Annotated in this window: 28 protein-coding genes and 1 pseudogene; 12 read left to right on the forward strand and 17 right to left on the reverse strand. The window is 70.8% G+C overall.

Annotation, left to right across the window (positions count from 1 at the left end):
• Positions 1-44: 44 nt before the first annotated feature.
• The gene (locus tag AB0A90_RS14625; protein ID WP_357246798.1) at positions 45-3,389 is read right to left on the reverse strand and encodes a S8 family serine peptidase; all 3,345 of its coding nucleotides are present in this window, start codon (positions 3,387-3,389) and stop codon (positions 45-47) included.
• Positions 3,390-3,548: 159 nt separating this feature from the next.
• Between AB0A90_RS14625 and AB0A90_RS14630 the strand changes: the two genes are divergently transcribed.
• Entirely contained in the window at positions 3,549-4,106 is a 558-nt protein-coding gene (locus AB0A90_RS14630) for a sugar O-acetyltransferase (protein ID WP_357246800.1), read from the forward strand.
• Between the two features lie 72 nt (positions 4,107-4,178).
• On the opposite strand, the gene AB0A90_RS14635 is transcribed toward AB0A90_RS14630, so the two are convergent.
• The 5 genes from AB0A90_RS14635 to fdxA all read right to left on the reverse strand — a co-directional run bounded on the left by AB0A90_RS14635 (position 4,179) and on the right by fdxA (position 8,087).
• Complete coding sequence (locus tag AB0A90_RS14635) at positions 4,179-4,826, reverse strand: nucleoside/nucleotide kinase family protein (protein ID WP_357246803.1); 648 nt, start codon at positions 4,824-4,826, stop codon at positions 4,179-4,181.
• Entirely contained in the window at positions 4,826-5,476 is a 651-nt protein-coding gene (locus AB0A90_RS14640) for an SIMPL domain-containing protein (protein WP_357246806.1), read from the reverse strand. The genes AB0A90_RS14635 and AB0A90_RS14640 overlap by 1 nt, the downstream gene beginning before the upstream one ends.
• A 10-nt stretch (positions 5,477-5,486) precedes the next feature.
• Positions 5,487-6,500: a prephenate dehydrogenase/arogenate dehydrogenase family protein gene (locus tag AB0A90_RS14645; protein ID WP_357246809.1), complete on the reverse strand. Its 1,014-nt coding sequence runs from the start codon at positions 6,498-6,500 to the stop codon at positions 5,487-5,489.
• Positions 6,501-6,654: 154 nt separating this feature from the next.
• Complete coding sequence (gene dapC / locus AB0A90_RS14650) at positions 6,655-7,764, reverse strand: succinyldiaminopimelate transaminase (protein ID WP_357247175.1); 1,110 nt, start codon at positions 7,762-7,764, stop codon at positions 6,655-6,657.
• Complete coding sequence (gene fdxA / locus AB0A90_RS14655; RefSeq protein WP_091422126.1) at positions 7,761-8,087, reverse strand: ferredoxin; 327 nt, start codon at positions 8,085-8,087, stop codon at positions 7,761-7,763. The genes dapC and fdxA overlap by 4 nt, the downstream gene beginning before the upstream one ends.
• Before the next feature lie 79 nt (positions 8,088-8,166).
• Between fdxA and AB0A90_RS14660 the strand changes: the two genes are divergently transcribed.
• Positions 8,167-9,258: a GNAT family N-acetyltransferase gene (locus AB0A90_RS14660; protein WP_357246812.1), complete on the forward strand. Its 1,092-nt coding sequence runs from the start codon at positions 8,167-8,169 to the stop codon at positions 9,256-9,258.
• Between the two features lie 390 nt (positions 9,259-9,648).
• Here the strand turns inward: AB0A90_RS14660 and AB0A90_RS14665 are convergent, their stop codons facing one another.
• The 3 genes from AB0A90_RS14665 to mshB all read right to left on the reverse strand — a co-directional run bounded on the left by AB0A90_RS14665 (position 9,649) and on the right by mshB (position 11,704).
• On the reverse strand, positions 9,649-10,113 hold the full coding sequence (locus AB0A90_RS14665; protein ID WP_357247178.1) for a hypothetical protein: 465 nt from the start codon (positions 10,111-10,113) through the stop codon (positions 9,649-9,651).
• 65 nt (positions 10,114-10,178) lie between these two features.
• Positions 10,179-10,628 carry a hypothetical protein gene (locus AB0A90_RS14670; protein WP_357246814.1) on the reverse strand — a complete coding sequence of 150 codons (450 nt, stop codon included), beginning with the start codon at positions 10,626-10,628 and terminating at the stop codon, positions 10,179-10,181.
• 14 nt (positions 10,629-10,642) lie between these two features.
• Positions 10,643-11,704, reverse strand: coding sequence for an N-acetyl-1-D-myo-inositol-2-amino-2-deoxy-alpha-D-glucopyranoside deacetylase (mshB, locus tag AB0A90_RS14675; RefSeq protein WP_357246817.1), 1,062 nt, complete (start codon positions 11,702-11,704; stop codon positions 10,643-10,645).
• A gap of 86 nt (positions 11,705-11,790) precedes the next feature.
• Between mshB and AB0A90_RS14680 the strand changes: the two genes are divergently transcribed.
• From AB0A90_RS14680 to AB0A90_RS14690, 3 genes are all read left to right on the forward strand, one after another.
• Entirely contained in the window at positions 11,791-13,935 is a 2,145-nt protein-coding gene (locus AB0A90_RS14680) for a prolyl oligopeptidase family serine peptidase (protein ID WP_357246820.1), read from the forward strand.
• Positions 13,936-14,060: 125 nt separating this feature from the next.
• Positions 14,061-14,981 carry an alpha/beta hydrolase gene (locus AB0A90_RS14685; RefSeq protein ID WP_357246822.1) on the forward strand — a complete coding sequence of 307 codons (921 nt, stop codon included), beginning with the start codon at positions 14,061-14,063 and terminating at the stop codon, positions 14,979-14,981.
• 61 nt (positions 14,982-15,042) lie between these two features.
• A complete protein-coding gene (locus AB0A90_RS14690) occupies positions 15,043-15,255 on the forward strand; it encodes a DUF1737 domain-containing protein (RefSeq protein WP_357246825.1) in 213 nt (70 codons plus the stop codon).
• 8 nt (positions 15,256-15,263) lie between these two features.
• Here the strand turns inward: AB0A90_RS14690 and AB0A90_RS14695 are convergent, their stop codons facing one another.
• Together AB0A90_RS14695 and AB0A90_RS14700 are read right to left on the reverse strand one after the other, a co-directional pair.
• On the reverse strand, positions 15,264-15,677 hold the full coding sequence (locus AB0A90_RS14695; protein ID WP_357247181.1) for a nuclear transport factor 2 family protein: 414 nt from the start codon (positions 15,675-15,677) through the stop codon (positions 15,264-15,266).
• A 73-nt stretch (positions 15,678-15,750) separates the two neighbouring features.
• Positions 15,751-16,149 carry a helix-turn-helix domain-containing protein gene (locus AB0A90_RS14700; RefSeq protein ID WP_357246828.1) on the reverse strand — a complete coding sequence of 133 codons (399 nt, stop codon included), beginning with the start codon at positions 16,147-16,149 and terminating at the stop codon, positions 15,751-15,753.
• Between the two features lie 104 nt (positions 16,150-16,253).
• On the opposite strand from AB0A90_RS14700, the gene AB0A90_RS14705 reads away from it, so the two are divergent.
• On the forward strand, positions 16,254-17,156 hold the full coding sequence (locus tag AB0A90_RS14705; RefSeq protein ID WP_357246831.1) for an NADP-dependent oxidoreductase: 903 nt from the start codon (positions 16,254-16,256) through the stop codon (positions 17,154-17,156).
• Between the two features lie 93 nt (positions 17,157-17,249).
• Here the strand turns inward: AB0A90_RS14705 and AB0A90_RS14710 are convergent, their stop codons facing one another.
• Positions 17,250-18,089: an NAD(P)H-binding protein gene (locus AB0A90_RS14710; protein WP_357246834.1), complete on the reverse strand. Its 840-nt coding sequence runs from the start codon at positions 18,087-18,089 to the stop codon at positions 17,250-17,252.
• 108 nt (positions 18,090-18,197) lie between these two features.
• On the opposite strand from AB0A90_RS14710, the gene AB0A90_RS14715 reads away from it, so the two are divergent.
• A complete protein-coding gene (locus AB0A90_RS14715; RefSeq protein ID WP_357246838.1) occupies positions 18,198-18,560 on the forward strand; it encodes a helix-turn-helix domain-containing protein in 363 nt (120 codons plus the stop codon).
• A 39-nt stretch (positions 18,561-18,599) separates the two neighbouring features.
• Here the strand turns inward: AB0A90_RS14715 and AB0A90_RS14720 are convergent, their stop codons facing one another.
• The 3 genes from AB0A90_RS14720 to AB0A90_RS14730 form a co-directional block, all read right to left on the reverse strand.
• Complete coding sequence (locus AB0A90_RS14720) at positions 18,600-19,595, reverse strand: DUF1152 domain-containing protein (protein WP_357246841.1); 996 nt, start codon at positions 19,593-19,595, stop codon at positions 18,600-18,602.
• Positions 19,596-19,605: 10 nt separating this feature from the next.
• A complete protein-coding gene (locus tag AB0A90_RS14725) occupies positions 19,606-20,304 on the reverse strand; it encodes a hypothetical protein (protein ID WP_357246844.1) in 699 nt (232 codons plus the stop codon).
• A 71-nt stretch (positions 20,305-20,375) separates the two neighbouring features.
• Positions 20,376-20,873 carry a response regulator transcription factor gene (locus AB0A90_RS14730; protein ID WP_357246846.1) on the reverse strand — a complete coding sequence of 166 codons (498 nt, stop codon included), beginning with the start codon at positions 20,871-20,873 and terminating at the stop codon, positions 20,376-20,378.
• A 424-nt stretch (positions 20,874-21,297) separates the two neighbouring features.
• Here AB0A90_RS14730 and AB0A90_RS14735 point away from each other — a divergent pair.
• Both AB0A90_RS14735 and AB0A90_RS14740 read left to right on the forward strand, forming a co-directional pair.
• Positions 21,298-21,852, forward strand: a pseudogene (locus tag AB0A90_RS14735) (phosphotransferase); the annotation flags it as partial.
• A 167-nt stretch (positions 21,853-22,019) separates the two neighbouring features.
• Positions 22,020-22,487 (forward strand): nuclear transport factor 2 family protein, encoded by a 468-nt coding sequence (locus AB0A90_RS14740; protein WP_357246849.1) that lies wholly within the window; start codon positions 22,020-22,022, stop codon positions 22,485-22,487.
• A gap of 11 nt (positions 22,488-22,498) precedes the next feature.
• Here the strand turns inward: AB0A90_RS14740 and AB0A90_RS14745 are convergent, their stop codons facing one another.
• Both AB0A90_RS14745 and AB0A90_RS14750 read right to left on the reverse strand, forming a co-directional pair.
• Positions 22,499-23,038 (reverse strand): GNAT family protein, encoded by a 540-nt coding sequence (locus tag AB0A90_RS14745; RefSeq protein WP_357246852.1) that lies wholly within the window; start codon positions 23,036-23,038, stop codon positions 22,499-22,501.
• A 9-nt stretch (positions 23,039-23,047) separates the two neighbouring features.
• The gene (locus AB0A90_RS14750; protein ID WP_357246855.1) at positions 23,048-23,818 is read right to left on the reverse strand and encodes a hypothetical protein; all 771 of its coding nucleotides are present in this window, start codon (positions 23,816-23,818) and stop codon (positions 23,048-23,050) included.
• A gap of 217 nt (positions 23,819-24,035) precedes the next feature.
• Here AB0A90_RS14750 and AB0A90_RS14755 point away from each other — a divergent pair, with 217 nt between their 5' ends.
• The 3 genes from AB0A90_RS14755 (at position 24,036) to AB0A90_RS14765 (ending at position 25,615) form a co-directional block, all read left to right on the forward strand.
• Positions 24,036-24,908 carry a CPBP family intramembrane glutamic endopeptidase gene (locus AB0A90_RS14755; protein ID WP_357246858.1) on the forward strand — a complete coding sequence of 291 codons (873 nt, stop codon included), beginning with the start codon at positions 24,036-24,038 and terminating at the stop codon, positions 24,906-24,908.
• A 78-nt stretch (positions 24,909-24,986) separates the two neighbouring features.
• Positions 24,987-25,235, forward strand: coding sequence for a type II toxin-antitoxin system prevent-host-death family antitoxin (locus AB0A90_RS14760; RefSeq protein ID WP_357246860.1), 249 nt, complete (start codon positions 24,987-24,989; stop codon positions 25,233-25,235).
• Positions 25,232-25,615, forward strand: a complete 384-nt coding sequence (locus AB0A90_RS14765; RefSeq protein WP_357246863.1) for a PIN domain-containing protein — start codon at positions 25,232-25,234, stop codon at positions 25,613-25,615. The genes AB0A90_RS14760 and AB0A90_RS14765 overlap by 4 nt, the downstream gene beginning before the upstream one ends.
• Positions 25,616-25,686 lie beyond the last annotated feature (71 nt).

The raw sequence follows: 25,686 nt of genomic DNA on the forward strand, positions 1-25,686 counted from the left end.
CGCCGGGTCCGCGGCACTCGGCCGCGGACCCGACGGGGTACGCCTCAGCGCAACCGGTACGCCTGGATGATCCGTTGCGTCACCGTGTTACCCGCGGTGTCCCGGGCGGTGGCCCGCAGCGACACGTGACCGGTGCCCGCCGGATGCCGCAGCAGAGCCGACCAGCCGTTGGCGGAGGAGCGGACCAGCTTCGCCGTGGCCCAGGTCTTCCCGCCGTCGTACGAGACGTCGACAGTGAGCTTCTGCACCCGGGCGGCCGGCGCGCCGGGCTGCCGCTGCACCCGCACCGGGACGACGAAGTCCTGACCCGCGGGTGCGCTGTTGTCGACCCGCAACGGCGGGGTGAAGCGCACCGCCGACAGCGGCAGTCGGGCCGGTGTGTCACCGGTGACGTGCCGCGACCGGAAGGTCCAGGTGGATTCCACCTCGGTGCTCAGGTCGGTGAAGCTTCGCTTCGAGGACGCGACGAGGCGGTAGTCCGCCCTACCCGGCGGCACGGTGAACTCTCCGTAGCCGGCGTACTCGCTCTCGCCGACCAGCTCGCCGTTGTGCCAGAGCGTGGTGTGCTCACTGTCGCTCAGTGACGCGCCCGGGTGCCCGGCCGCGTCGCTGAACATCGGCACGTCGGCCAGGATGGTGTCGCCGACCCGGCTGACGCTCTGGTGCGGCCAGCGCGGGTTCGGGAAGGACGGCGCGTACGGGGCCTGGTTCCAGATCTCCTGCACCGTCCGCCCGGCCCGGTACGCGGTGGCGGTGGAGAAGAGCGCTGCCCGCGGGTTCAACCAGCCCTCCTCGTCCCGCGTTCCGAAGTAGATGTCGGTCTCCCACTTCACGCCCCTGGTGTTGTAGTGCTCGACCCGCTGGCCGGGCACGACGGTGGGCAGGACCAGGGCGGAGCCGCCGACGTTGTACTCCAGGACGGGGTACACGGTCCGCTCGGCCTCCAGGTCCGGGTAGCCACCGCGGAAGCGGTGCACGACGGTGGCCAGATCCCGTCGGGTGTAGTCGCGGACGAACCCCGTGGGCATCCGGCCGGGGATCGCCTCGGCCAACGCGTACAGGTACGGGCTGTTGGCCGTGTCCGGCTTGGTCCACTGGCTGCTGATGGTGGCGACGAACCGGTCGGCGGAGACCGCCTTGCCGAGCTGGCCACTGGTCAGGCCGGTGAACGTGTCCGCCCAGAGCCCGACGCCGTATCCACTGCCGTCGTCGGCCGTGAAGTTGCCACTGATGTCGATCAACTCCGGGGCGGCCCCCCGCTCGGGGACGGTCGTCCGTACCGGCTTCGCCCGGCGGGCGTCCACGACGATCCGGGTGTCCCGTTCGACGGTCAGTTCGGGCTGCATCAGGACGGACACCCCACCCGACTCATCGTCCGGCGCCGGCTCGAAGATGATGCTGCTCAGGCCGTAGTGCCCCTTCGGCAGTCGCACGGTGGAGACTCCGTCGACGCCCTCAAGGTCCCACCAGGCGAAACCGTCCAACCCGACCAGGCTGCTCGAATGGTCAGCGGTGCGCTCGCCGGCGCGGTTCAGGTGCTCCATGGTCAGCGTGTAGCTCTCCACCTCCCGGTGCACAGCCAGCGGGGTGACCGCGACCGCCGCCCCGGACCGGGCCACGATCCGCCCGGTCCAGTAGCCGTCGGCGTCGCCGAGCCGGGTGTCCGCGGTGACGGTCGTGGCGGCCGTACCGCCCGCCGGCACGGTGAGTTGGTTGGCGCCCAACACGAACAGACCGGCCGGCAGCGCACGACCGCCGGGGCCGGCGCCCTCGACGCCCAGGTCCACGGTGACCGGGTCCGGACCGTCGTTTCGCCAGGTCACCGTGCGGATGATCGGGGCGTCGTCGGCGTGCGGCCAGAGCGCACGCCCGAACGAGACGCTCACCGGGTCGCTGGTGATCTGCTGGGTGGTCGCGTGCGCGACGTCGACCCGCCCGGCGCCCTGCTGGTAGGCGGTCTGGTCCGGGTGCGGCTTGGCGGCGGCCATCAGGGTGGCCTTGAGCCGTTCGGCCCGCCACCCGGGGTGCTGCTGGGCCAGCAGCGCGGCCGAACCGGCCACGTGCGGGGTGGCCATCGAGGTGCCGGAGAGGGTGACGTAGCGGTCCCCCACCGGGTCGCCGATGACGCCGGTGGCGGACCGCGCGGCGACGATGTCGACGCCGGGCCCGGTGATGTCCGGCTTCAGCGCCTCGTCGCCGACCCGCGGTCCCCGGCTGGAGAATTCGGCCAGCTCGTCGTCCCGGTCCACCGCGCCCACGGCGAGCCCGGCGTCGGCGCTGGCCGGGGAGCCGACCGAGCCGTCCGAGCCGTCGTTGCCGGCGGCGAGGACGAACAGCGTGCCGGTCTGCGCGGTCAGGGTCTGCACCGCCTCCTCCAGCGGGTCGACCTCGGGGGTGTCCCAACCGCTGAGGCTCATGTTGACCACGGCGGCCTTCTTCTCCACCGCGGCCCACTGCATGCCGGCGAGGATCGCCGAGTCGGTGCAGCCCTGGTCCTCACAGACCTTACCGTCCAGCAGCGTCGCGTCCGGCGCCACACCCCGGTACTTGCCGCCGGAGGCCGCGCCGGTGCCGGCGATGGTCGAGGCCACGTGGGTGCCGTGGCCGATCATGTCCCGAGCTTCGGGGACCTCGGTGAAGTTGCGCGCCTCGGCCACCTTGCCGGCCAGGTCCGGGTGGGTTGCGTCGACGCCGGTGTCCAGCACCGCGACGGTCACTCCCGTGCCGGTGAACCCGGCCGCCCAGGCTGCGGGTGCGCCGATCTGCGGCACGCTGTGGTCGAGGGTCACCCGGCGACGGCCGTCCAGCCAGATCCGCTCGACGCCCCCCGCCGCGTCGATACGGGCCCCGGCGGGGCCGGTGGCGACAGTCGCCCAGACCGCGCCGAGGGAGGACTTGTCGCTGTGCAGGGCGGCGCCGTGAATCGCCGGTAGGTCGCGGGTCACCCGCGTGCCGGGCAGGGCGGCCGGGGCGCGCCGGGCGGAGCCGGTCTCGCCGTACGTCACCAGCAGCGGCAGGTTGTCCCGGCGGGCGTCGTCGTAGCCGGCGGCGATCAGCCCGGTCACGTCGAACAGTCGCCGGTCGACCCGGCCGGCGCGGACCAGTGGCAGGGCGTCCTCCGGCAGCACGGTCAGGTGACCGCGGACGCGGCTGGTGAGGAAGCGCAGGTGAGCACGCTCGGGACCGGGGCGGACGGCCGCGGACCCGGACGCGGTGACGGTGACCCGGTCTCCGGTGAGCAGGGTGACCGTCTTCGCGGTGGCGCTGGCGGTGGGCGCGCCGGTCGCGGTACGCGGGGCGGCGTCGGGGGCGATGGTCGGTGGGCTGGCCACGGCGATCGCCGGAGTGCCCAGGACGAGGGCGGCGATAGCGGTGATGGCGGTGGTCATTCTGCTGCGTCGATGCAACGGATCCTCCTCGGTGGAGCGTTTGTACTGCGAGACGTGCATAGACCGCCGTCAGTATTGCATACCCGGTATGCAAAAAAGGGGTCGAAAATATGACGGACCTGCCAACCAGCAGCGGAGTCGGCGGGCATCATCGACCGGGTGACCTCCATGAAGGACCGGATGCTGGCCGGCGAGCCGTACCTCGCCGACGATCCCGAACTCATCGCCGACCTGGACCGGGCCGCCCGCCTGATGGAACGCTTCAACACCAGTCCCGCGGCAGATCCGCAGGGGCGGCTGGGGGCGCTGCGCGAACTGCTCGGTGACGTGGGCGAGGACGCCTGGGTCCGCCCACCGTTCTACTGCGACTACGGCTGGCAGATTCGCATCGGCCCGCGCAGCTTCGTCAACTACCACGCCGTCTTCCTCGACGTCGCGCGGATCACCATCGGCGCGGACGTCCAGGTCGGACCGAACGTGCAGCTGCTCACCCCGACCCATCCGGTCGATCCCGGCCCGCGACGGGACAAGTGGGAGGCCGCCAAGCCGATCACCATCGACGACAACGTCTGGCTCGGCGGCGGCGCGATCGTGCTGGCCGGAGTGTCGATCGGCGCGAACACCGTCGTCGGCGCAGGCGCGGTGGTGACGCGGGACCTGCCCGCCAACGTGGTCGCCGTCGGCAACCCCGCCCGGCCCATCCGTGACCTGGACTGATCCCACCGACCCCGGCGGGTCCGGCCGCCGCCGGCACGGGCGGGCAGACCACGCTGGCTTCGAGCCCGCCGGTCAGGCCGGCGGCGACTCCGGCAGGCGGACCACCAGGTCGGCTCGGTCGGCGGTCGGAGTTATCCGGGCCGCGTTGGCCTCGTCACTGCCCAGCGCCCACTCGCGGGCCTGCTCCGGCGACCGCCCGAACGCCTCGTGTCGGGCGGTCAACCGCCGATGGCGCAGGTCGGCGTCCAGGTCGAGGAACCACGTCTCGTGCAGCAGCGCGCGCACCTCCTGCCACGGAAAATCCGGCAGCAGCAGGTAATTGCCCTCGGTCACCACCAGCCGGACCGACGGCGGCACCTCGATCGCCCCGGCCACCGGCTCCTCCAACTCACGGCGGAACTCCGGCGCGTACACCGAGGTGGGCTCCAACCGGCGCAGTCGGCGCAGCAACGAGACGAACCCGTTGGCGTCGAAGGTGTCCGCCGCGCCCTTGCGGTCCGCGCGGCCCAGCCGGACCAGCTGGGACTGCGCCAGGTGGAAGCCGTCCATCGGCACCAGTCTGGCGGCCGACCCGACCGCGGCCACGACCTGCTCGGCCAGCGTCGACTTCCCCGCGCCCGGCGCGCCGGCGATGCCCAGCAGTTGCCGCGGACCGGCCTCGGCCAGTGCCAGCGCGCGCTGCACCAACTCGTCGACCGACAGCACGTGAGCCGGTGGCATCAGTCGAGCACCGGCGCGCTGATCGTGAACCGCGCCTGCACGGCCGCCTGGACGGTCTGCGGCTGCGGGTCCAACTCGAGTTCCGGCGGGCCGCCACCCGGGCCGCCACCTCCGGCGAACGCCGCGCGGGCGAACATCGGCCGGTCCGCCGGCCCGGCGTCGGCCAACTCGAGCAACGAGGTGACCTGGGCACCGAGCGCCTCGGCGTACTCCCGGGCGCGTACCAGCGCGTCGCGGATCGCGGCGTGTCGGGCCTCGCGGTGCGCGGGGCTGTCCGGGCGAAGCTCCCACCACGGCCCGGCCACCTCGACCTGGTCCTGGTCAGCCAACCGGAGCATCAACTCGCCGAGGGCGGTGAAGTCGGTGACGGTGACCGTGGTGGTCACGCTGCCGTGCCAGGCGACCACCCGTTCACCGGAGCGACGGGTCTCCGGCCGCACCCGCAGATCGCCGGTCTCCCGCCGCGCCACCGCTGGCCCGGAGCCGTCCAGCAGCACCCGGACAGCAGCGGCACGCTCGGCCAGCCGGGTCAGGGTCGCCTCCCGATCCCGGTCCCGCGCGGTCGCGGTGACCGCGAACCGGGCCAGCTCGGGCGGCACCTCCCGGTACGCCTCGCCGCGCACCTGCACCACCGGACCGTCCGCCGCCATGCCTCTCAGCCTAGTCAGCCACGGGCCGCCGCGCCGTGTAGGAGACGGTGTCGACGCCGACGTGCAGACCCGTCAGGTGACCACCGGCCACCCCCAGCTCGCACAGCCAGGACACCTCCGCGGCGTGGTCACCGCCGATCGGGAACTGCCTGTCGTACGCGTCGAACCGGCGATCGCGCAACGCCGCGCGGGCGGCACGTGCCTCGTCGTACCGGGCCGTGAGCGCCGGTGCGTCGCTGGCGCTCAGCGCGGCGGTCAGGTCGTCCAGGAACGCGGTGACCTCGGCCAGCTCGCGCAGCACCCGCTCCCGGTTGCCGAGCAGCATGTTGGCGGTCCGACCGGCGGGGGTGCCGGCGACCCGGGTGCCGTCGGAGAAGCTGCCGGCGGCGAGCGCGAGTATCGCGTCGCGCAGCGGGGCGCGCTGCACCGCACCGGCAAGCGCGCCGGCCAGCAGGTGCGGCACGTGTGAGGCGAGCGCCGCGACCGAGTCGTGCTCCGTCGCGGACATCGGCACCACCTGGGCCGCGAAGAGGTCCACCAGCAACTCGGCCAGCCAACGGAACGCCGTCGTGGCCGGCCCAGCGGTGGGACAGAGCACCCAGGCGGCGCCGCTGAGCAGCTCCGGCCCCGCCGCCGTCAAGCCCGCCCGGTCGGTGCCGGCCATCGGGTGGCCGGGCACGAACCGGTGCGTCAGCCCGTGCGTGGCGGCGAACGCCGCCACCTCCGCCTTGGTACTGCCCACGTCGGTCAGCACACAACGCTCACCGGTCATCGCGGCCACCTCGACGAGCGTCGCCGGCAGCGTCGGCAGCGGCCCGCAGAGGAAGACCACGTCCCGGTCGGCCACCGCCTCGACCAACCGGTCCGGAGCGGGTACGCCCAGCCGGCGGGCCTCCCGCCGGGTGCCCTCGTCCGGATCCCACCCGGTCACGTCGACGCCTGCGGCGTGCAGTCGGAGCAGCACCGAACCACCGATCAGGCCGGTGCCGACCACCGCCGCCCGCACACCGGGGCTGTCCACCATCCGCGTACCTCGACGTTCCTGCTCGGGTGTGGGGCAGGTCGGGCCGAGGATATCGTCCGGGGCCGGCGCGGACGCCGGTCAGCCCTCGGCGGCCATCGCGTCAGCCCGTGATCCGCAAGATCGTAAATCCCGGCGAGGCCGCCCGGACGTACGGTCAGACCTGGGCGAGGCGGGCCGCGACGCCCGCGATGTGCTCGTCGGACTCGGTCAGCGCCGCCCGTACGTGCTGCTGGCCGCCAGGACCGTAGAAGACGCCGGCGGCGACCAGGATGCCGCGCCGCGCCAGCCAGTCGACGGTCTGCCAGCAGTCCTCACCTCGGGTGAGCCAGAGGTAGAGACCTGCCTCGGAGTGCTCGACGGTGAACCCGGCACCGGTGAACGCGGCGGCCAGTTTCTCCCGCCGTGCTCGATAGCGCTCCCGCTGCTCCTCGGCGTGCCGCTCGTCGTCCAGCGCGGCCACCATGGCCGCCTGCACCGGCGCGGGCACGATCATCCCCGCGTGCTTGCGCACCTTCAGCAGCTCGGCGACGAGCGCTGGATCACCGGCGACGAACCCGGCCCGGTAGCCGGCGAGATTGGATCGCTTGGACAGCGAGTGCAGGGCGAGCAGCCCGGCATAGCTGCCACCGCTGACCTGCGGCGACAGCACCGAGACCGGCTCCGCCGACCAGCCGAGCGGCAGGTAGCACTCGTCGCTGGCGACCACCGCGCCGCGTTCCCGAGCCCAGTCGACCACCTTGCGCAGGTGCGCCGCGGGCAGCACCCGACCGGTCGGGTTGCCGGGCGAGTTGACCCAGACCAGCCGGACCCGCGGGGTCGGCCCGACCGAGGTGAGCGAGTCGGTGCGGACGACTGTCGCGCCAGCCAACCGGGCGCCGTCCTCGTAGGTGGGGTACGCGATCGACGGCACCACCACCACGTCACCCGGGCCGATGCCGAGCAGCGTGGGCAGCCAGGCGACCAGCTCCTTCGAACCGATGGTCGGCAGCACACCCAGACCGTCGACCCCAGCACCACAGGCTCGGGACACCCACGCCGCGATCGCGGCCCGCAACGCCGGGGTACCGGCGGTCAGCGGGTAGCCGGGAGCATCGGACGCGTCAGCCAACGCCTGGCGGATCACCTCGGGCACCGGGTCGACAGGCGTACCCATCGAGAGGTTGATCAGGCCCTCCGGATGGGCCGCGGCCAGAGTGGCCGCGGCATCCAGGGTGTCCCAGGTGAACTCGGGCAGCCGCGACGAGACCGGCGCGGGCCGGTTCAGTGGCCCTCGCCGCGCGGTGGCTGCGCGGCGACGAAGGTGGCGTCCTTCTCCACCTTGCCGATCTTCGAGGCACCGCCGGGCGAGCCCAGCTCCTCGAAGAACTCGTAGTTGGCGCCCGTGTAGTCCTTCCACTGCTCCGGGACGTCGTCCTCGTAGAAGATCGCCTCCACCGGGCAGACCGGCTCACAGGCACCACAGTCGACGCACTCGTCGGGGTGGATGTAGAGCATCCGATTGCCCTCGTAAATGCAGTCGACCGGGCATTCCTCGATGCATGCCTTGTCGAGCACATCCACGCACGGCTCGGCGATGATGTAGGTCACCGGTCTTCTCCTCCGCAAGACACGCCGCGATCACCCGCGACGGTAAGAGCCTAGTATCTCGCCGGGGAGGGGGTCGATCGTGCTCCGACAGCAGGATGTGGGATACCGAATCGTAGTCCGCCGGATTGTGGGGATTCGCGAGGGCCGACCGCTCTTCTCCGACGCCCTCGGCGAGCTGGTCGAGCTGAGCGAGACTCATCTCACGCTCTCCACCGCACAGGGCCATCTGCGCGTCCCGGTCGCGCAGGTCCACCGCGCCAAGCGGGTGCCGCCCACCCGCCGGCCAACCGCCGCGGCGGTCGTCGCGTTGGAGCGGGCCGCCGACGAGGCCTGGCCGGCACCGACGCGGGGCCAGCTCGGCGACTGGCTGCTCCGCTCGGCGGAGGGCTGGAGCGGGCGGGCCAACTCGGCGCTGCCGATCGGCGACCCCGACCGACCGCTCCCCGCCGCCGTAGACGCGGTCGAACGCTGGTACGCCGAACAGGGCCAGCCGCCGATCATCAACACGCCGCTGCCCCTCGCCGCCCCGGTCGGCGCCGAACTGGACGCCCGCGGCTGGGCCGCCCGCCCGCCGGTCCTGGTGCAGACCACGCCGCTCCCGCTACGACCGACCGGCACCGCATCGGCTGCCCGATCCACCACCACCGAGCAGCCCAGCGCCGACGGGGACACCGGCACGGCCACCACCGACGGGCAGGCCGGCGCAGACGGGCAGGCCGGCGCAGACGGGCAGGCCGGCGCAGACGGGCAGGCCGGCGTGTGGAGCAGTGCGGTCGTTGAGCTGGCCAGCGCGCCGAGCGCGGAGTGGCTGGCCGCCGCCGCCGGACGCAAGGGCGGCCTGCCGGACGCCGCCCGACACGTGCTCACCGCCGTGGACCTGGTCCGTTTCGCCCACGTGTACGTCGACGGCACGCTGGTGGCGGTCGGCCGAGGCACGGTGACCGGCCAGGGGCGCTGGCTGGGCCTCAGCCTCATCGAGGTTCTACCGGCCGCCCGCCGTCAAGGGCTGGCTGTCCGGGTGATCCACGAGTTGGCCGGCTGGGGCGTGTCCAGTGGCGCGACGCACGCCTTCCTCCAGGTCGAGCAGCACAACACGGCGGCGGTGGCGCTCTACCGGCGACTCGGTTTCAGCACACACCACACCTACCTGACCCGAGTCGCCCCACAGTGACGAGGACCGGCGCACAGGGTCAAACCCGCGCACGTGGCGAGCCGGGCACGCGTAGCGAGCCCGGCTCCGTGATCGGCTCGACTTTCAGGAAGTCGTGGCGTCCGCCAGCCCAGGACGGCCCGACTTCACGAAACCCGAGTTGACCAACAAGAAGTCGGGGCATCCGCCCCCTCGGGACAGCCCGACTTCACGGAAGCCGAGTTGATCAAACCACGAGCCCGGGCAGCGCAGACCCGCCCGAGCCAAGCCCGCCCACCCACGCACGCACGCCCAACCACGCACGCCCAACCACGCACGCCCGCCCAACCACGCACGCCCAACCACACACGCCCGCCCGGCCACGTACGCCTGGCTTGTCAGCGGTGCGGTCGGTCGTGGCGTGCGCGCTCGTCAGCGGCGGACGACGCGGCGGGGTTTGGCGGCTTTGACCTCGGCGTACCGCTTGAGCTGCCACGAGCGGTAGTCACGCCCCAGCGCGGTGAGCACCAGGTAGCCGATCAGCACCCCGGCGACGGAGGCGAGCAGGTACAGCCAGAGCTGGGCGAAGAACGTCGGCGCGCCGCCAGCGAACGGATTGTGGCCGATCAGCAGAGGCCCGACCAACACGGTCAGCAGCATCGCCGCCAGCACCACGAGGGCCATGTCGGCCGCCCAGTCCGCCAGCGGCCGGCGACGACCCCAGCGGAAGGCGACCACGGCCAGGGTCACCCCGATCACCGCGAACATCGCCAACGACACCCGGTCGGCGGCCGTGTCGTCCTGCTCGAAGCCGAACCGGATGATCAGCCGGGCGACCACGTTGACCGCGAACAGTGCTGCCACGAGCACCGCGATGTCACGCCACCGTCTGTCCACCACCGGACCTCCTGCCGTACGCCCCGTCGCGGGGCTCACATCCCTGGCTGGAATATCTACCACCCTTACCTGGGTGGCGTCATCAGCCCGACCGTGGACGGCGGAGCGAGGATCTGCCGGAAGCCCATCACCGCGAAGGTCATCGCACCGGCCACGATCATGGCCAGGCCGACCCAGTTGTCGCCGGCCAGCAACAGGTCACCCTCGTTGGTCCGGATGGCGGCCACCGCCATCAGCGCGAACCAGGGCACCGCCGGCAGCGCCACCGCCCACCTGCGGCCGACCGCCTCGTGCGCGAACCAGCTCAGCACGATGTTGGCACCGACGGCGAGGAGCGCCGACACGCCGATCAACTGCCCGCCGACGCGGACCGTGGAGAGCAGCAGCTCCAGCACCCCGCTCAGCACTCCGGCGACCACCACGACGACCGCGCCGGCCAGCCGTAGGCCCAGGTCGAACAGTCGCGGCGGTGGTCCCGCCGGGGGCGGGGCATCCAGGTCGTCCAGAACCGTCATCGCCGCGGGCAGGGTCACCGGGAACCCGCCGCCGCGACCGAGGACCGGTCCGGCGCGGTCCCGACCGAGGATCGGTCCGAGACGGTCCCGACCGGAGACCGGTCCGAGACGGTCCCGACCGGAGACCGGTCCGAGACGGTCCCGACCGGAGACCGGTCCGAGACGGTCCCGACCGGAGACCGGTCCGGAGCAATCTCCTCGGGGAGCCCGGCGAAGAGGTCGTCCTCCCAGGCGTACGGCCCGGAGCCCGGTCCCTTCTCGCCGACCGCGAGGGTGAAGAACTCCACGCCCATGAACTCGCCGCCGAAGTTGCCGGCGATCGAGTAGAGCCAGGAGGTGGCCGGGATCTGGGTGGCGTGCGCCCGCATCGCGTCTTCCTTGGCCGCGTGCTGGTCGGTGCCGTCGATCCGGGCGGCGATCTGGTCGTCCGGGGTGCCGAAGGGAAGGTCGGCGATGTCGGCGATGCCGCCGAACGGGTTGTCGGAGGACCCGGCGAAGTGCGCCATGCCGGCTTCCAGGACGCTGAGCGGCATCGCGGTCCAGTAGACCTTCAGCGGGGCGCAGCCCTCGGCGGCGGCCAGCTCGACAGCGCGCATCGCGACCCGGTGGGCCTGGATGTGGTCGGGGTGGCCGTAGAAGCCGTTCGGGTCGTACGTGATCAGCACCTGCGGCCGTACCTCTCGCATGATCTCCACGAGATGCCCGGCGGCCTCGTCGAGGTCGGCCTGCCAGAAGGCGCGGGGGTGTTCGTTGGTGGCGAGCCCCATCATCCCCGAGTCGCGGTAGCGGCCGGCGCCGCCCAGGAAGCGGTGGTCGCTGACGCCGAGCGCGGCGCACGCGGCGGCAAGCTCGGCGATGCGGTACCCGCCGAGTTGGTCGGCCTCGGCGGCGGCGAGCTGGGCCAGCGCGGGCACGTGGATCTCGCCCTCCTCGCCGAGGGTGCAGGTCACAAGCGTGACGTGGGCCCCGTTGGCGGCATAGTGGGCCATCGTCGAGCCCGTGCCGATCGACTCGTCGTCGGGGTGCGCGTGGACCAGCAGCAGGCGGCGGTCGGGCAGCATCGTCACGACGGTCACTCTAACCGGCGGCCAGGTCCCACCGGCGTCGACGCGTCCGCCCAGGTCGGCCACATCACCTCCCGTACCGCTCTACGATTTGGTCTGTGGACTTTCCGGAGCTGGCCGCCCGCACCCGCCGGTTCAGCCACGGCGCGCCGCGCGCTGTCTCCGTGGCCGACGACGGCTCCCGGGTGATCTTCCTGCGCTCGGCCGGGCCGGAGGACCCGGCGGACGCGCTCTGGTTGCTGGACGTGGCCACCGCCGAGGAGCGCCTGATCGCCGACCCGACGACCCTGCTGGGCGAGGGCGGCGACGTGCGGTCCCTCTCCCCCGGCGAACGCGCGCTTCGTGAGCGCTTACGGCTCAGCGCCGCGGGCATCGGCTCGTACGCGCTGGACGCCGCCGGGCGGATCGCGGTCTTCGCGCTGGCCGGGCGGTTGTTCCGGGCCGATCTGGTGCACGGTGACGTGGTGGAGGTGGCCACCGTCGGTCCGGTGCTGGATCCGCGTCCCGACCCGACCGGGCAGCGGCTGGCGTACGTGACCGACGCGGGCGAGGGTGTGCGTCGCGGCGAGCTGCGGGTGATCGAGGCAGACGGCACCGACACCCTGCTGGCCGGCGAGGACGCCGGGGTGAGCTGGGGGTTGGCCGAGCACATCGCGGCGGAGGAGTTCGGCCGGTTCCGGGGGTACTGGTGGGCGCCGGACGGGCGCATGGTGCTCGCCGCCCGGGTCGACGAGTCCCGCCTGGATCGCTGGCACCTGCACGACCCGGCCGAGCCGGCCAGCGCGCCGACCGCCGTGGCGTACCCCCGGGCTGGTGGGCCGAACGCGGAGGTCAGCCTGCACCTGCTGGACCTCGACGACGGCTGGGTCGACGTGCACTGGGACCGGGAGACCTACCCGTACCTGACCGCGGTCAGCTGGGTCGAGGGCAGCCCACTGATCACCGTGTTGCGGCGGTCGCAGCAGCACGGGCTGGTGCTCGCGGTGGATCCCCGGACGGGTGAGACGCAGGTGCACGCCGAGCTGGCCGATCCGCGCTGGGTCGAGCCGATCACCGGCACCCCGGCGCACCTGCCGGACGGCCGGGTGCTCGTCGGCGGGGAGTTGGCCCACGACGGGTACGACGCGCGGTGCCTGTTCGCGGACGGCACACTGCTCACTCCGCCGTCGCTGTACGTGCGGCGGGTCGTGGGTCGGCTGCCGGCCAGTTCCGGGCCGGCCGACCTGCTGGTCGAGGCCAGCGACGGTGAGCCGAGCGAGCGGCACCTGTTCCGGGTCCGCACCACCATCGGCGGTGGGGTGGACGCGCGCCGGATCACCACCGACCCGGGTTGGTACACCGCCGCCGTGGGCGGTGACGTGCTTGCCGTCGGGATCGCGTCGCTGGACCACGCGGGGGTGCGGTGGACGGTTCGGCGCGGCGACCAGGAGTTGGCCGAGCTGCGGTCGCTGGCCGCCACCCCTCCGTACTCTCCGCTGCCGTTGCTGGAACGGGTGACCGATCGGCGGTTGCCGGCGGCGGTGCTCTACCCGGACAACCACGTGACGGGCCGGCGGCTGCCGGTGCTGCTGGACATCTACGGCGGGCCGGGGCACCAGGAGGTCGTGGCGGCACGGGCCGCGTGGTTGGAGCGGCAGTGGTGGGCCGATGCCGGGTTCGCGGTGGTCACCATCGACAACCGGGGTACGCCGGGGGTGGCCCCGTCGTTCGAGAAGGCGATCCACCGGCGGATGGCCGACGTGACCCTGACCGACCAGATCGACGCCCTGACCGCGCTCGCCGGTAAGCACCCCGACCTGGACATGGCACGGGTGGGGATTCGTGGTTGGTCGTTCGGCGGGTGGCTGGCCGGGTTGGCGGTGCTGCGCCACCCGGAGTTGTTCCGGTGCGGGATCGCGGGCGCGCCGGTGACCGACTGGGCGCTGTACGACACCGCGTACACCGAGCGTTATCTGGGGTTGCCCGAGGACGGCATGGACGTCTACGCGCACCACTCACTCGTCGAGTTGGCCGCCGAGCCGCTCACCGGCCCCGACCAGGCCCGCCCGTTGCTGCTGGTGCACGGCCTGGCCGACGACAACGTGGTGGCCGCGCACACGCTCCGGCTCTCCGCGGCCCTGCTGAGCACCGGCCGCCCGCACGCCGTCCTGCCGTTGACCGGAGCCACCCACATGGCCGCGAACGGCACCGCCGAGCGGCTGCTCCCGCTGGAACTCGACTTCCTCCGTACCCATCTGCTGTAAGCGGTGTTCGATAACTGATTTCGGCACGTCGGGGGCCCTGTCGCATGCCATGCTGACGAAGCGGGACCCGGCGCTGAGATTGCCGAGGGTGATACCGCTTTCCCTCATTCCGAAAGGATTCGACAATGGTGGGCATTGCGCAGAAACCCTCGGTCGCCGCCGTCCAGGAAGGCGAGTTCCCGGTCACGCACTTTCGTACGGCGACCGTGAACGGAATCGATATCTTCTACCGCGAGGCCGGCCCGGCCGACGGCCCGGCCGTCCTGCTGCTGCACGGATTTCCCACGGCGTCCTCGCAGTTCCGCCACCTGATCCCCCTGCTCGCCGATCGATATCGGGTGATCGCGCCGGACTTTCCAGGTTTCGGTCACAGCGCCAGCCCGGACCGGTCGACGTTCGACTACACCTTCGCCAACTTCGCCGATCTGATGGACGGCCTCCTCGGCCAGCTCGGCGTGGATCGCTATGCGCTCTACTGTTTCGACTACGGGGCGCCGACGGGGTTCCGGATGGCCCTCAAGGGACCTGAGCGGATCAGCGCGCTCATCGTGCAGAACGGCAACGCGTACGAAGAGGGGCTGAGCGAGTTCTGGGATCCGATCAAGGCCTACTGGGCGGAGAAGACCGACGAACGCCGTCAGGCCATCGCGTTCATCCTCAACTCCGACACGGTCAAGCAGCAGTACACGGCGGGGGTGCAGGACCTCAGTCGGCTCGACCCCGACCGGTGGGCCCACGACGACATGCAGCTCGCTCGCCCCGGCAACGCGGACATCCAGCTGGATCTGTTCTACGACTACGGCAGCAACGTCACGCTGTATCCGGAATTCCACGCCTTCTTCCGTGACCACCAGCCGCCGACGCTTGTCGTCTGGGGCCAGAACGACCCGGTCTTCCCGGCCGCTGGCGCCCACCCCTATCGCAAGGACCTGCCGGCGGCCGAATTCCACCTGCTCGACACCGGCCACTTCCTGCTGGAAGACAAGATCGACGTCGCTGCGCCGATGATCCACGACTTCCTCGACCGCTCCATCGGTCGTTCCTGATCGGAGAACGGGTTGGGGGCTGGGGACTGGTCGCCGGCATCGCAGCGGGGAGAATGCGGCGGTGTCGGATTTCACGAAGCCACTCGGCTACCGTCTCATCACCGGACCCGATGACGCCGAATTCTGCGCCCGCGTCAGCGCGCTTCTCGATGAGGGCTATCGACTGCATGGGTCACCGGCGCTGACCTACGACGGCGAACGTGTCATCGCCGCTCAGGCGGTGGTGCTGCCACACTCGGTCGGAGCCGAGGCGGCCACGGACGACGCCAGGTAGGGCCACGGTCACCAACGCTCCACGAGGTGTTCCCGGCCCGGCGGCGGATCGTACGGTTCGGGCCAGTAGTCGATGATCTTGCTGATCAGCCCCTGCTCGGACATCTCCAGCCAGACGCACGCGTCCTGCTGCTCGTCGCCGACGCGAACATCGACCAACAGGGCAGCATGACGGCCATCGGCGATCACCCGTCGCGGCCGGAGGTGCCAATCGCCGGGATACTCGGTGTTGAACCGCAGGAACGCGTCCCGGCCGCGAATGCGCTCCCGGGTCTGCGGCATCTCGTAGACCACATCATCGGTGAGCAGGGCGGCCAACCCGGACCAGTCGCGGCGCTCCAGAAGATCAGCGTAGGCGTGGGCGGCCCGCCGGGCCGTCGAGGTGTCATCCACGACGCGGACCCTAGCCGTCACGAGCGACAGTTCGGCGAGCCCTCGGTGCACCGACGCGCCGCCGGGCCGTCACTCGTCCCGGCCGTCACGCCGCAACAAGAGGTCAGGGGCGAGCGTCGAACTGGGTCCGCGCTTCGAAGACGCGGTCCATGTGTGTCTCCGCCCAGTCCTTGATCGCGACCATGACCGGGAACAGCTCATGGCCGAGCGGGGTGAGCGCGTAGTCGACGCGGACCGGCATCGAGGCGGTGACCGTGCGGGTGACCAGGCCGTCGCGTTCCAGCGTGCGCAGGGTCTGGGTGAGCATCTTCTGGCTGACGCCAGCGATGCGGCGGGCGAGTTCGCCATGCCGCTGCGGGCCGCTGGCGAGCGCTGGGATCACCAGGGCGACCCACTTGTCAGTGAGCCTGCTCAGCAGCTCGCGGGTCGGGCATTGTTCCAGGAACGCGTCGTAGTCACGTTTGGCCTGCTCGCGGCGTTGCGCCGCAGTCATCGTCGCCATCTTGTCTCCTCGGGTTCCCTAGGCACTTTACGGTACCTACTTACCGACAGTGCCGGCGATTCGTACGGTTGTGGTGATCACGAGGTCCCACGAAGGAGTCGGCGATGCGCGCAGTCAGCTATGCACAGTTCGGAGGGCCGGAGGTCCTGCGGGTGATCGACGTGCCGGTGCCCGAGCCCGGTCCGGGGCAGGTCCGGGTGCGGGTCGCGGCGTCAGTCGTCCATCCGGTCGATCTGATGCTCCGCTCCGGCCGGTTCCCGGCCCCGTTGCCGACCGATCTGCCGTACACGCCGGGCTGGGACGTTGCCGGCAGCATCGACGCGGTCGGCCCATCGGTCGAGGAGTTCGGGATCGGCGACGAGGTCATCGGCTTCTCGCACTGGCTACGCACCACGGTCGGCACCCACGCGGAGTACGTGGTCCTCGACGCCGCCGGGCTGACCTCCGCGCCCGCCGGCGTCCCCGCCACCGAATCGGCGACCCTGCCGACCAATGGCCTGGCCGCCGCCCAGGCCATTGACCTGCTCGCGCTCCCCGCGGGTTCGACCGTGCTCGTCACCGGCGCCGCCGGGCAGGTCGGTGGGTTCGTGCTGGCGCTGGCCCGGGCGGCCGGTCTGCACGCCACGGGACTCGCCGGGGCCGACGACCGCGAGTTCGTCGAGTCGCTGGGCGCGGCGTTCCTGTCGCGCACCGACGATCCGACGGGGACGTTCGACGCGGTCATCGATCTGGCGGTGATCGGCCCCGCGCTGCTGGACCTCGTCCGGGACGGCGGCGGCTACGTGGCCGCGTCACCTCCACTTCGCCCGGAGCCGGTGCGGGGAATCCGGACCCTCGCACTGGAGGTGCTACCGGACGGAGCCCGGCTGGGTGAGTTGGTCAAACTCGTCACCAGCGGCGACCTCCCGCTCCGGGTCGCCGACGTGTACCCCTTCGCCGACGCGGCGGCGGCCCACGACCGACTGGCCCAAGGTGGCGTGCGCGGCGGCGTGGTGATCGTCCCCTGATCGGCCGCTCACAACCCTGCCGATGACCGGCCAGCCGCGCACGGCTGGCCGGTCATCGGTCCGAGGGAGGAGACGCTTCGATGGTCTGCCGCGTCAGCGAAAGGCGTCGACGTTGCGAGCGGCCCACGCGGCGAAGGGGCGCGGCGGTCGGCCCAGGACCTCGGACACGTCCGGGCTGATCCGCTGCTCACGTGCGGTCGGCGCGCCGATGATCGCCAACGTTCCCTCGACCACCGGCGGGGGCATGAACCGCAGCAACTGTTCGCGGGCCTCGTCGGGCGTCTGCTCGACGAAGCTGATCGGCTCGCCGAGTGCGGTAGCGAGATCGGCGACCCGCTCACGTGGTGTGCTCAGCGCGGGACCGGTCAACTCGTACGTGCGACCGGCGTGGGCGTCGTCGCGGAGGGCGACGGCCGCCACCTCGGCGATGTCGTCCGGGTCGATCACCGGCAGACCGACCCCACCGAACGGTGCGGCCACCGTCCGGCCCTTGCGGACCGGCTCGACCCAACTGAGGGCGTTGGAGGCGAAGCCGCCGGGGCGCAGGATCGTCCAGTCGAGGCCGGACCGGCGTACCTGCTCTTCGATGGCGTGCAGTGGAGCGTGCGACGCGGTCCCGGGCCTCGTGCCGACCGCCTGCGAGGATTGCAGCACGATGCGTTTCACGCCGGCTTCCGTGGTGACCCGCAGGATCTCGGGCACGTCGAGATGCGCCCCGGCGCCCTCCACGAGCAGGAACAACGCCTCGGCGCCGGCGAGCGCCGGCCGCAGGCTCTCCGGCCGCTCCAGGTCCGCACGATGGTGGCGCACCCCGTCCGGTACGACGACCGGACGTCGTGCACGGGACACCGCCGACGCCGCGGCACCCGACGCCGCGAGGATCGACAACAGCTTCCGACCGACGTTCCCGGTGGCGCCTGTCACGACGAACATGTCTGAACCTCCAAGTCGACCGCGTCGGTCACGCGGTTGGAGGCGACGTTAGTAGCGTCGATATAGTAGGTACCTAGAGGATAGTAATGGCTTTATGACGGAGGCCACATGCAACGGTCAACGCACCCCGAGTTGGCCTGCCCGGTCGCGCCGGTCGTCGACATCGTGTTCAGTCGATGGACCACACCGATTCTGTGGGCTCTGCACGAGTACGGGCGGCAGCGATTCGTGGAGCTGGAACGCCGGCTGACCAGCATCACACCGAAGGTGCTCACCCAACGGCTGCGCCAACTCGAACGCGACGGGCTGGTGGCACGCACCTACCACGCCGAGGTGCCACCCCGCGTGGAATACGAGATCACCGAGCTGGGTGCCAGCCTCGGTCCGCTCTTCGCGCACCTGACCACCTGGGCCGACGCCCACCTCCCAGAGGTGGAGCAGGCACGGCAGGCCTACGACGCCGACCGATGAGCCCCAACCCCGGGTGCACGCTCCGCCGCTGGCGAGCGATCAGTGTGGGAACGCGCGGGGGATGCGTGCGTCGAGGAGTTCGTCGCGGAACGCCTGGATGCGTGTGATGACCTGCCGTCTGCCGACGGTGTTCTCAATACGGTCGAGGTACAGGCATCGGGCGGCGAGTTTGTCCAGATCCACGGTGAAGTAGATGGCCATCAGCGGGTTGACGAAGAGGTCGCCGCCGCCGGTACGCCTGGTGAATCGGACGTCCCCGAAAGCGCCGCTGGTGGCGGCGGCGATCTGCCCCTGGACGATGCTCGGCCGCTGCGGGGTGGCGGCCTGGGCGTCGGCGACGGCAGCACGGTAGAGCTCCGCCTCCCGGCTCGAACCGGGGATGGACAGAGCGCCGAGGTAACCACCGTCCCGGTCGAGCGCGGCAAGGTTCTCCAGCACCTGAACGTGATTGACGCCGTCGTAGGCGTCGATGCCGAAGCCGAGACTGGTCACCAGCTTGACCGGTACGTCCAGCGCGGCCACTGCGGCCACGCTGGTCATGTCCTCCACCGGCGTGCCGAGATCGCTCTCGTCGCCCCGCAGCAGGACATCCGTGCCGCCGTCGACCAGGACCACCGCGTCGATGTCGAGGTGCTCCACCAGGTGCCGGTACGCCGCCCGTAGCGGCTGGACACCGAGGGGCGGAAACGCGTACACCGTCGACGGCAGTTGTTGAGCCGCCAGCCAGCGGGCAAGCGTTCGTTCGGGGAAGTACCAGTCGGGGCTGGCGGTATCCGGCTGTACCGCTGCGACGTGCTCCGCCACCCACGCGTCCCGGTCCATCACCTCAAGCTCCGAGAAGGAGAGGTTGGCCAGGTGCACCTGCGCGCCGGCGCGCCACAGCGCGAACGCCAAGGGCAGGCCCGCGTACACGTCGAACCCCCCGCCCGCTCCGGCGATGAGGATGCTCCGCGCCGGAGCCAGAGCGGCAAACAGCGGCGGTACGGCCAACGAGAACGCACCGGAGTCGGCCGACAGCGCGGCAGGGATGATCACCACCCCATGATCACCGACGCCGGCGGCGTACCGCACTCCGGCTTCCCTCCTCCTGCCGGCCGCGGCTGGAGACGAACGCGGAAAGCAGGATGATCGCGAAGATCAGCAGGTTGAGGACCCATCGAGGGTCGTCGACGTGCAGCGCAGCGGCGAACTGATCCTTCTCCGCTGTGGTCAGCACCGCTGTGGACCGCTCCGCCGCAGCGAAGTCCAGGCGGTCGGGCGCGAACACCAGGTAGGTCCAGACCCGGTGGACGAAATACACGGCGGCTGCGGCGACGAAGAGGATCCGACGGGCACCGGGACGCCATCCGAGGACCAGCAGCCCCGGCAGGATGACGAGTTCGGTGGGGACGTTCGCCGCGATCGCGACCGGAATGCTGGGGAGGAACATCGTCACCATCGTCTCGCCGGTGATCGAGGAGCTGTCCAGCGCGGCACCCAGCATCACCAGCCCGATGGCGCCGCCGAACGCGAGCAGCGCCATGGTCACACAGCCCAGCGCCACGAGGCCATCCTCGACCCAGGCGCTCAACGCCGGTCTGCGGCGGATCCAGCGCGCGACGAGCCCGATCAGGACCGCCCATCCGGCCCCGGCCAGCAGGGCGATCGGCAGTGGCAAAAACTCCATCAGGGACAGCCCCTGCACCACGATCGTGAACAACGCGACGAGGGCGAACGGCGCTACGTGATCAATACGCTGCTTCATGCCTCCGGACGTTAGGAAGGACCACCGGGGAGGGCATCTGCCGATCGGTCTACCGCTGGTTTAAACAGGGTTTATTCCAGCAGACCGGCCTCGCGGGCGTGCGCGACGGCCTGCAGGCGGCTCGTCGCATCGAGCTTGCGGAAGATGTGGTTGAGGTGCGCCTTCACTGTGCCGGTCGCGACGAAGAGCCCCTTGGCGATCTCCGCGTTCGTACGACCGGTCGCCAACTGTCGTAGCACCTCCAGTTCGCGCGAGCTGAGCGGCTCCGCGAGCCTGCGCCGTACCGCGACTGGCGACGGCCCCTGAGCGGCGACGGGTACGGCCAGACCTGCCGGTGCCAGGTCGGCCCCGGACGGGACGGCGGCGACCCAACGGACGGCCAGCACCGCGACCGCCAACACGAACGCGCCGAACAGTGGGATCGCCCACCACTGGCCGCTGCCGCGCTCCACCATCGCGAACGACAGCCCGACGACGACCATCGCCCAGACGAAACAGCCGACCAGCACGGCAGCGACGAACAGGCGTCGACGGATGGACGGTGACCGGAGCCAGGTGGTGACGCGCATCGGCAACTCCCCACGGTCAGGAACCGTGCCGAGCCTAACCCGTCCCGCTCACGGCACCCCGAGGTTGACGGCGAGCTGGGTGATCGTGGCTGGGGCGTCCGGGGGGCGGGCGACCTGCTGCGCACTGACGGCGGATGCGGGAAAGGCTCGGTGTCCCACACTCCAGACAGGTATGGGAACCCGGTCGACAGGTGATCAGTCGTGAGCTCTCATGGTCATGACTTCTCTCCCGGTAGGAGCCGTCCGTGGTAATCGCCCGACCACGAATCGATCGCACGCCGGTGCCGTCAGTCAGGCCGAGAAGGAGTATCGGTGGTTGCCACGGTTGGCCCCGCACCTACCGCTGGCCATCCCGCAACCGGTCGCGGTGGGTCGGCCGGACCTCGGGTATCCGTGGCCCTGAACGGTCTCTCAATGGCTTGACGGCGAGGTGGCAACCTCAGCTGCTCTGGCGCAGTCGCGGAAGGCCGCCGTCGCTCTGGCCGGATTTCTCAGCGCACTTCAGCGGTTCCCGGTCCTGGAGGTGCCGCAGGGCGACGGTCGGGCGTTGGCTGCCCGGGACGACGAAACACGTACCAGGATCGCGCAGGTTGCCGGGGTCTTCGACGCGGCGGCCCTGACGTCGGTCTGGGAGACGGCGCTGAGCACATCGGGCTGGAACCGCCCGCCGGTCTGGTTCCACGGCGACTTTCACACTGGCAACATTCTGACCGTGAACGGCCGCGTCAGCGCCGAGATCGACTTCGGTGGCCTCGGTGTCGGCGATCCGGCACGGGACATGACCAGCGCCTTTACTCTGATGTCGCGCACCACGCGTGCCGTCTTCCGCGCCGCGCTCGGCGTGGACGATCCGACGTGGGCCAGGGGTCGCGGATGGGCACTCGCTACCGGCCTGAACGCCTACTGCTCGTACGCCGCCTCCGATGCGCGGGTGGCCGCACAGACCACCCGGCAGATCGCGGAAGCGCTCATCGGTTGATGGATTCACGGCCGATCTCAGCGCACCCGACAAGGCCGACCAGGCGCTCCGGGGCAGCCAGCTCGGGGCTGAGGTCGGTAGGGTGCCGTCGTTGGGGTGCCGGCCACTCCCGGATGCAGTCCTCGGCATACCCCAAGTGACATCCACCGATTCGAAGGAAGCCCGGCATGACTAGCCCACGCGAAACCTTCCTCCGGCTGGTGAACGGCGTCTGCGACGGTCCGTACGAGGACTTGGCCGACCTGTACGCCGAACAAACCCACGTCACGCATCCGTTCCACCCGCTCAACCCGCCACCGCTACTCAGCCGCAGTGAGCTGCACGAGCACTTCACCTCGCCACCTCCGGTCGCCCGGACGCTGAACCGCAAGCCGGTCGACGTGACGATTCATGAAACCGCCGACCCGGAGGTGATCGTCGCCGAGTTCGCCTATCAGGGGCGGGTCGACGAGACGGGCGAGGCGTTCACGGTGCCGTGTGTCTTCGTGATGCGCATCCGCGACGGGCTCATCATCGAGTCCCGCGACTACATCGACCACATCTCCAGCGCGCGGGCTTGGGGTCAACTCGACAGTCTGCTGACCGCGCTTCGTCCGCAGCAAAGCACCGCTATTGAAAGCTCAGTCCAGCCCTGATTCACGGCCGGTTACGGCGTCCAGTCGCGCCGGAGCAGACCGTAGATCACCATGTCCACGAAGCCGTCGCCGTCGTACTCGCGCTCCCGCTGGGTGCCTTCGTGCGTGAAGCCGCACGTCTCCGCAGTACGCCGCATGGCCGTGTTGCTGGCCACCGTCTCCAGTTCCAGACGGCGTAGGTTGCGGTTGCGGAAGCCGTACCGGCAGAGCAACCGGATCACTTCGGTCCCGTACCCCTGACCACGTGCCTCGGGTAGCAGCGAGATGCCGAGGTGGGCGTACTGGTTGAACGCGTCGATCCCCCACAGCGCGCCGCCACCGAGGAACGTGCCGTCGGCCACGGTTTCGGCCAGCAACGGCACCGCGGCCCGGCCGCCGGGTGGCTCGCTGACCTGTTTCTCCAGCCGAGCCCGGATGTGGCCGACGTGGCGCGGCAGGAACGGCTCGCCGTCTGTGATCAGGTGCAACTCGGGATCACCGTAGAGGCGGAACATGTCCGCCGCGTCGTCGGGCGTGGGCGGGCGCAGTCGGACCCGATCGGTGGCGAACATGCCGCGACGCTAACAGCCGGTGTGGAGATCCACGACCGGGTTAGCATCGTCGCGCAGGTCGCTGAGGGCGAGGGCGAGTCGGGTCGCCAGGGCCGCGTCGGCGAGCGCGAGTTCCGCGATCAGCGCAGCCGTCGCCGCGGTGAGTGCACGGGTGAGTTCGGCTTCGTCGAGCGCGCGTACCAGGGTGGTGTTCAGCGGCGCGGTCACCGCGGTGGGAAGCAGGTGGGCGCCCTTCGCATGGCTCGTGGGGTGACCGAGTCGCAAGCAGGCCAGGGCGAGAACCTGGCCGCGTAGGGCACTGATCCACTGCTCGGCCTGCCACCACCGGTGTCGTTGGATGCACGTCCGCGCGTGCAGGGCGTGGTGCCATCCCAGCCCGACCAGGGTCCGGCGACCAGGGGACGGGTCGTCCTTCGCCGGTACGGGATGCCCGAAGGCGGTACGCCAGGTAGGACCGAGCGGCCCGAACTCCGCGGCCGGGGTGAACCCGATGTCCACTTCGAGCAGGTCGGGAAGCAGGAACACCCGGTACACCGCCGGACCGGACGGCAGGTCCCAGTGGTGCACGGCGGCGAAGTCCCCGTAGAGCAGGTCGGTCCAGCGGTGCATCGCGGGATCCAGCGGTCCTTCGATGCCGAACACCAGGTCGATGTCCGACCATCGGTCGCCGCCGTTGAGGGCGTGGGATCCGGTGATGGCGGCCCCGACGACGGCGGGGTCTTCGTCGGCCAGGCCGAGTAACCGCTCTCGGATCGAGTCACGCTCGCCGGCGGAGAACACCGCGCCACCCTATCGCCACGGTTTCGGCGACCCGTCCGGCAGGACGTCCCGACGACGCTGTCGGGAGCGGGAGCGCCACGGGCAACGTCGTGAGGAGGAAGGCCGCGGGCCGCCCAGAGACTCTGGACCAACGCTATGGGCGAGGTATACCCAGCCCTACGCCGTTTCGATAGCTGGGCGTAGTGGTCATCGCCCGGCCGAATGGTTGCCTGGCGTGATGCCGAGAATCAAGGGACTGGGAACGTTCCTACTCATCACCTTTGGCGCAACGTGGACCGTCGAGATCACGCTCTACCTGCTGGGTTTCTCGCTGGCGGATCCGCTCGTGCAGATCCTCTCCCTCGGCTGGATCGCGCCCGCCGCCGCCGCTTTCATTGTTCGCCGCTGGGTCACACGTGAAGGCTTTGCCGACGCCGGATTGGCGCTGCGGCTACGCGCGGCGTGGCCCCACTACCTTGCGGCCTGGCTGGGACCGCTGGCATTCACCGTCGCTGCCGTCGGCATCGCCGCAGCCCTGGGGCTGTGGCGGCCGACCCTGGCACCGTTGAACGAGCTGGCACCTGGCCTGCCGTGGTGGGCCTCCCTGATTGTGCTGATGCTCGTCGTACCGCTACTGGCCCCGCTCTACTGGGGCGAGGAGTTCGGCTGGACCAGCTACCTCCGGCTGCGGATCTTCCCCGGACGACCACTGGCCGCCACCCTGGCCACCGGCCTGATCTGGGCGGTCTGGCACTATCCGCTGCCGTTCCTCGGGTACATCGAGTTCAGCAACGTGACCCTGGGCCTGCTGGTCTGGACGGTGTCCTTCCTGTGCCAAGAGATCATTCTTGCCTGGCTGCGGCTGCGCAGCGGCAGCATCTGGACCACGAGCGTCGCGCATGCCGGAAACAACATGACCCTGTCACTGCTGACCGGCACCCTGCTGGGTGAGGCCTCCAACGTCATTGCAGTCACGGTGTTGATGACCGCTCCGATGGCAGCGGTGGCTGGCTGGATTCTGCTCAGCGGGCGATACCGGGCCGTGCCACAACGCCCGCCACACCAGCGTTTCGCCGCCTCAACCGGCCACCAGCGCGAGCCCAGCCGGTGAGGTGAGCGGGCCTGCCAACGATGCGGTCGACCCGCGACAACCTCCGACGAAGGTAGCACAAGTGCTACAGTAGCGTGTATGCATGAAGTGGGACTGCGGGAGATGCGGCAGAATGCCAGCGACCTGGTGCGCAGGGCGCAGGCCGGCGAACGCGTGACGATCACTGTCGCCGGCAGACCGGCCGCCGTGCTCGGCCCGGTCAGTCCTCGAACCTGGCGCGAATGGGACGATCTGGCCGGCGTGTTCGATCAACCCACCGACCCGGCGTGGGCAAGGGATCGGGACCTCCTCGACGACAGCGTCACCGATCCATGGGTCGAGCGGTGAGCCGCGGGATCCTCGACACCAGCGTCCTCATCGCTAGCGATGTAACCCCGATTCCAGGCGAACTGGCCATCAGCGTCGCCAGCCTCGCCGAACTCCAGTTCGGTGTCCTGGTCGCGAAAACCGCCGAGGCGAGAGCACTTCGTCTAGCCCGGCTGAGCGCAATCCAACGCCGATTTGATCCGCTTCCCATCGACGAAGCCATCACCGACAGCTATGCGCGACTGGCTGCCCGCGTCGTCGAGATCGGCCGTCAGCCACGAGCCAGGGTGATGGACCTACTCATCGCCGCAACCGCGCACGCCCACGACGCCGCCATCTACACCCGCAACGCCGACGACCTCGCCGGTCTCGAAGACCTCATCACGATCCACACCATCTGACCGCGTCCGGCCCAGCCGGCCAGATGAAACGGGCAGGGCCGCACCAAGTGACCTGTTCAGCGGAAACAGAA

Source organism: Micromonospora sp. NPDC049204 (genome assembly GCF_040647935.1).
Lineage (GTDB): Bacteria > Actinomycetota > Actinomycetes > Mycobacteriales > Micromonosporaceae > Micromonospora.